The sequence below is a fragment of the Albidovulum sp. genome (assembly GCF_049646345.1).
GTDB lineage: Bacteria > Pseudomonadota > Alphaproteobacteria > Rhodobacterales > Rhodobacteraceae > Albidovulum.
The window spans coordinates 1-4,579 of the sequence record NZ_JBARVQ010000655.1; the positions used below are offsets into that span (position 1 = coordinate 1).

General features: G+C 63.5%; 4 protein-coding genes. 3 read left to right on the forward strand and 1 reads right to left on the reverse strand.

All coding sequences use genetic code 11. From position 1 onward, the window contains the following. Positions 1–221: 221 nt before the first annotated feature. From rpoH to WBB85_RS17155, 3 genes are all read left to right on the forward strand, one after another. On the forward strand, positions 222–1,115 hold the full coding sequence (gene rpoH / locus WBB85_RS17145) for an RNA polymerase sigma factor RpoH (protein WP_432639811.1): 894 nt from the start codon (positions 222–224) through the stop codon (positions 1,113–1,115). Positions 1,116–1,253: 138 nt separating this feature from the next. Beyond that, positions 1,254–2,546, forward strand: a complete 1,293-nt coding sequence (locus WBB85_RS17150; protein ID WP_432639812.1) for an adenylosuccinate synthase — start codon at positions 1,254–1,256, stop codon at positions 2,544–2,546. Continuing rightward, positions 2,546–2,806 (forward strand): DUF2842 domain-containing protein, encoded by a 261-nt coding sequence (locus WBB85_RS17155; protein ID WP_432639813.1) that lies wholly within the window; start codon positions 2,546–2,548, stop codon positions 2,804–2,806. The genes WBB85_RS17150 and WBB85_RS17155 overlap by 1 nt, the downstream gene beginning before the upstream one ends. A 6-nt stretch (positions 2,807–2,812) precedes the next feature. Here WBB85_RS17155 and WBB85_RS17160 read toward each other — a convergent pair. Further along, on the reverse strand, positions 2,813–4,579 hold a 1,767-nt coding region (locus WBB85_RS17160), incomplete at its 5' end, for a hypothetical protein (RefSeq protein ID WP_432639814.1).

Below are 4,579 nucleotides of genomic sequence, written 5' to 3' on the forward strand. Positions count from 1 at the left end.
CCGCCAAGGTCTGTTAAGGGCGCTCAGCGGACGAACACGATTTGCGGACATGCCCTTTGCGTTTTCTGACAAGGATGTGAGCGGATTGTCACAAATCTGGTAAAGCGACGGAACCGGCATCATCTGACGTTAAACAAATGCTGCTATGGCCACGGCCTTGCAGAGCGGGGGCCGGACGATTAGATTTCGGGGTCCTCGACTGGAAAGAGAGGGTCAGAGCCATGTCGAACTATGCAAACCTTCCCGCGCCGAGCCCCGAGCAGGGACTGAACCGCTATATGCAGGAAATCCGCAAGTTTCCGCTTCTGGAACCGGAAGAGGAATACATGCTGGCCAAGCGCTGGGTGGATCATGAGGACAGCTCGGCCGCCCACCGGATGGTCACCTCGCACCTGCGCCTGGCCGCCAAGATCGCCATGGGCTATCGCGGCTATGGATTGCCGCAGGCCGAGGTTATTTCCGAGGCCAATGTGGGCCTGATGCAGGCCGTCAAGCGCTTCGATCCCGAAAAGGGCTTTCGCCTTGCCACCTACGCGATGTGGTGGATCCGGGCCTCGATCCAGGAATATATCCTGCGATCCTGGAGCCTTGTGAAACTTGGCACCACCTCGGCCCAGAAGAAGCTGTTCTTCAATCTGCGTAAAGCCAAGTCAAAGATCGGCGCGCTGGAAGAGGGCGATTTGCGGCCGGAGCACGTGCAGAAGATTGCAACCGACCTCAATGTAAGCGAGGCCGAGGTTGTTGCAATGAACCGGCGTCTGTCGGGCGGCGATGCGTCGCTCAACGCGACCGTGGGGGCCGAGGATGGCACCGCGCAGTGGCAGGACTGGCTGGAGGACGAGGACGCCGATCAGGCCGGGCATTATGCCGAGGCCGATGAATTGTCGGTGCGCCGGGAATTGCTGGAACAGGCGATGGCGGTCCTGAATGACCGCGAACGCGATATTCTGATCCAGCGCCGTCTTTCAGATGAGCCGATGACGCTGGAAGATCTCTCGGGGCAATATGATGTCAGCCGCGAACGCATCCGCCAGATCGAGGTGCGCGCCTTCGAAAAGCTGCAAAGCGAAATGCGCAAGCTCGCGGCCGAAAAGGGCATGATCGTTCCCGCCTGACGGCCTTTGGCGTCCGATCCTCAGGTTATTTTATGCCGGGGCGCATGGTCGCCCCGGCCATTCAGTGGAAAAACCGGTTTCGCCCGCCTGCAAGCCCAGCTATACGGTGCCGGGTTTGCCTTTGAGGGAGCGTGACGGATGGCCAATGTCGTGGTGGTTGGAGCCCAGTGGGGCGACGAGGGCAAGGGCAAGATCGTCGACTGGCTTTCCGAACGCGCCGATGTGATCGCGCGCTTTCAGGGCGGCCATAATGCCGGCCATACGCTGGTCATTGACGGTCAGGTCTACAAGCTGAACGCCTTGCCTTCGGGTGTCGTCCGCGGTGGCAAGCTTTCGGTCATCGGCAATGGCGTCGTGCTCGACCCCTGGCATCTGGTCAAGGAAATTGCCTCGATCCGCGAACAGGGGGTGGTGATCAGCCCCGAAACGCTGATGATCGCCGAGAATACACCTTTGATCCTGCCCTTCCACGGTGAGCTTGACCGCGCGCGCGAGGGCCAGAATTCGGTTGCCAAGATCGGCACGACGGGGCGCGGCATTGGTCCCGCCTATGAGGACAAGGTTGGCCGCCGGGTGATCCGGGTCGCGGATCTTGCCGATGATGCGACGCTGGAACTTCGGGTCGACCGGGCTTTGGTCCACCACAACGCCTTGCGCAACGGTCTTGGCCTTGGGCCGATTGACCGTGACGCGCTGCTGGCCGAGCTTCGGGCGATTGCCCCCCAGATCCTGCCCTATGCGGCGCCGGTCTGGAAGGTGATGAACGACGCGCGCAAATCCGGCAAGCGTATCCTCTTCGAAGGCGCGCAGGGCGCGCTTCTGGACATCGATTTCGGCACCTATCCCTTTGTCACTTCGTCGAACGTGATCGCCGGGCAGGCGGCGACCGGCACCGGGATCGGGCCGGGGGCGATCGATTTCGTCCTGGGCATCGTCAAGGCCTATACGACCCGTGTGGGCGAGGGGCCGTTCCCGACCGAGCTGGACGATGACGATGGCCAGCGGTTGGGCGAGCGGGGTCGCGAATTTGGCACCGTCACGGGCCGCAAGCGCCGCTGCGGCTGGTTCGATGCCTGTCTTGTGCGCCAGACCTGCGCCACATCGGGCGTCAAGGGCATCGCGCTGACCAAGCTCGACGTCTTGGACGGGTTCGAGACGCTGAAGATCTGCGTCGGTTATGAGGTCGATGGCGAGCGGATGGATTATCTGCCGATGGCGGCCGACAAGCAGACCCGCTGCACGCCGATCTATGAGGAGATGCCGGGCTGGCAGGAATCGACCGAAGGCGCGCGGAGCTGGGCCGAGCTGCCCGCGAACGCGATCAAATATGTCCGCCGGGTCGAAGAACTGATCGATTGCCCGGTGGCGCTTCTTTCCACCAGCCCCGAACGTGACGATACGATCCTTGTCACCGACCCGTTCGCCGACTGATGCTGAGCTATCGCAACCGTCGGCGCCTGGCGCTTCTGATCCTGCTGGTGGGCCTGCCCGCCTATCTGATCGTGGCCATCACCGCGGTAAACTGGATGGATGCGACCTGGGGCCGCCAGCCGATCTGGGCCGAGGTGCTGATCTATCTGGCTCTGGGATTCCTGTGGATCCTGCCGTTCCGCTTCGTCTTCCGGGGCATCGGCAAGCCCGACCCCGAGGCGGAAAAACAATCGGAGCGATCCGGGGACCGCTCCGCCTGAAACGCTTTAGCGGGAAGCGGTTTTTTCTTCAGCCAGGAACTTTGACGTCCCGGTGATCGTGAACTGGCCCCGGCTGATCTTCTGGATCTTGCCTTCGCGCAGCAGCATGCCGAAGGACCGCAAGCCCGCCTCGCGGCTGAAATCGTCATCTTCGGCGACATCGGCCACCTTGCGCAGGATCTCGGGGCGTGAGAAATGCGGCTGCCCTTCCACGGTTGCAGTATAGGCGGCAGCGGCCTCCAGAAGTTCGGACAGGCCGGTCGCGCCGAGCCGTTCGGCGAATTCGGCAAAGCTTTTTGCGTCATTGGGTGAGATCGGCGCGTCATCGCCGTCGTACTCATAAGCGCCGGTTTCGAAGGCGTCGTCGTCATCGTCCTGCAGGAAGGTGCTGGCAGCGACGCTGCGCGGCTGCACGGTATCGTCGTCGCGACCCTGGTCATGGTCATCGACGCGCTGTTCGGTCACCAGAACCAGCGGTGTGGCCGATTTTTCCGCCGTGGGGCGCGGCGTCGCCGCTGCGGCAGCGGTTTCGGGGCGACGTGGCCGGACCGCCTTCGACAGATCGTCGCGATAGCGGTTCATGTTCGTATCGGACTCGTCCGGCGATATGGGATTAGGGTCGTAGGAAGACGACAGTTTGCGGTCGGCGACGGTCGCGGCAACGGCGGCCTTCAGATGCGAGATGGCCGAGAAGCGACGGCGGTTTTCGACGCCCTCCAGTTTGGACTTCGCCTCTTCCATCAGCCGTTCGACCGAGGCATCGCCATCGCCTGAGGTGCTTTCAAGAATCGTAAGGCCTTCATGCGCGTCGCGGCGCGCTTCCCTGGCAATCGCGGCCAGTTCGCGGGCAAGATCGTCCTCCGCGCCGATGCCGGTTCCACCAATTGCCGCGTCGATGCCGGCCAGAAGGGCGGCGTCGTCATCGGCCCCAAGCTCTTCGTTCTGCGGCTCTTCATCGGTATCGGGGTCGATATCGTCGACAAGGGCCGCGAAGATGGCGGAACGGCTGGTGTCTTCTTCCTGCGGGGCGTCGGTTGCGGCCGGAAAGGTCCCGGGCGCATCTTCCTTGCGGTTGATCTTGATCACGCGCGCCCGCGCACCGCTGACGGGTGCCCAATCCTCGGCCTGATCCGGGTCGGGTCCGGCGCTGTCGGCAGGCTGGGGCGCGTCGGTGCGCCAGGCCGCCAGGTCCAGGGCCTGTTCGGCAGCTTCCGCATCCTCGGCGACATCATCCATTTCGTCGGCGATTGCCGCGTCCTCGACCTCTTCGGTCTCATCGGCTGCGCTGATGGGCGCGGCCTCAGCCTCGGCAAGTTCAGCCCCGGCGCTGACGGGTTCGCCCCCGTCCTCGGTCGCTTCCGCCTCGGCGGTCACGTCGTCCTGTTCAGCTTCGGCGACTGCCGCGTCGGTTTCATCCTCCGCGTCTTCGATCACATCGGAGGGCTGAGCGGCCGTTTCGGCACCGATGTCGCCTGCAAAAGGTGCAGGCTCCGCCACTTCGGAAACATCCTCCGCGACCGCATCACCGGTTTCGTCTTCGGCCTGTGCGGTTTCGGGGGCCTCGGCCATATCCGCCGCAGCAGCCTCTGCCATGTCGGTTTTACGGGCCTTGATGACATCGAGGCCGGTATCGTCGAATTCGACGTCGCTCAGATCCTCATCAAGGTCGAGGCCGAAGCGGAAATCCTCGGCCAGATCGGAATCCTCATCTGCGTGGGCGGGAATCGCGACCGCATCGGCGGGGCCCGGGCGGGCCGCCTCGGCCGTGGCGCG

Excerpts from the sequence above, each read along its gene's own strand:
- rpoH (WP_432639811.1), top strand. The coding sequence starts at position 222 with ATGTCGAACTATGCAAACCTTCCCGCGCCGAGCCCCGAGCAGGGACTG.
- WBB85_RS17150 (WP_432639812.1), top strand. The coding sequence starts at position 1,254 with ATGGCCAATGTCGTGGTGGTTGGAGCCCAGTGGGGCGACGAGGGCAAG.
- WBB85_RS17155 (WP_432639813.1), top strand. The coding sequence starts at position 2,546 with ATGCTGAGCTATCGCAACCGTCGGCGCCTGGCGCTTCTGATCCTGCTG.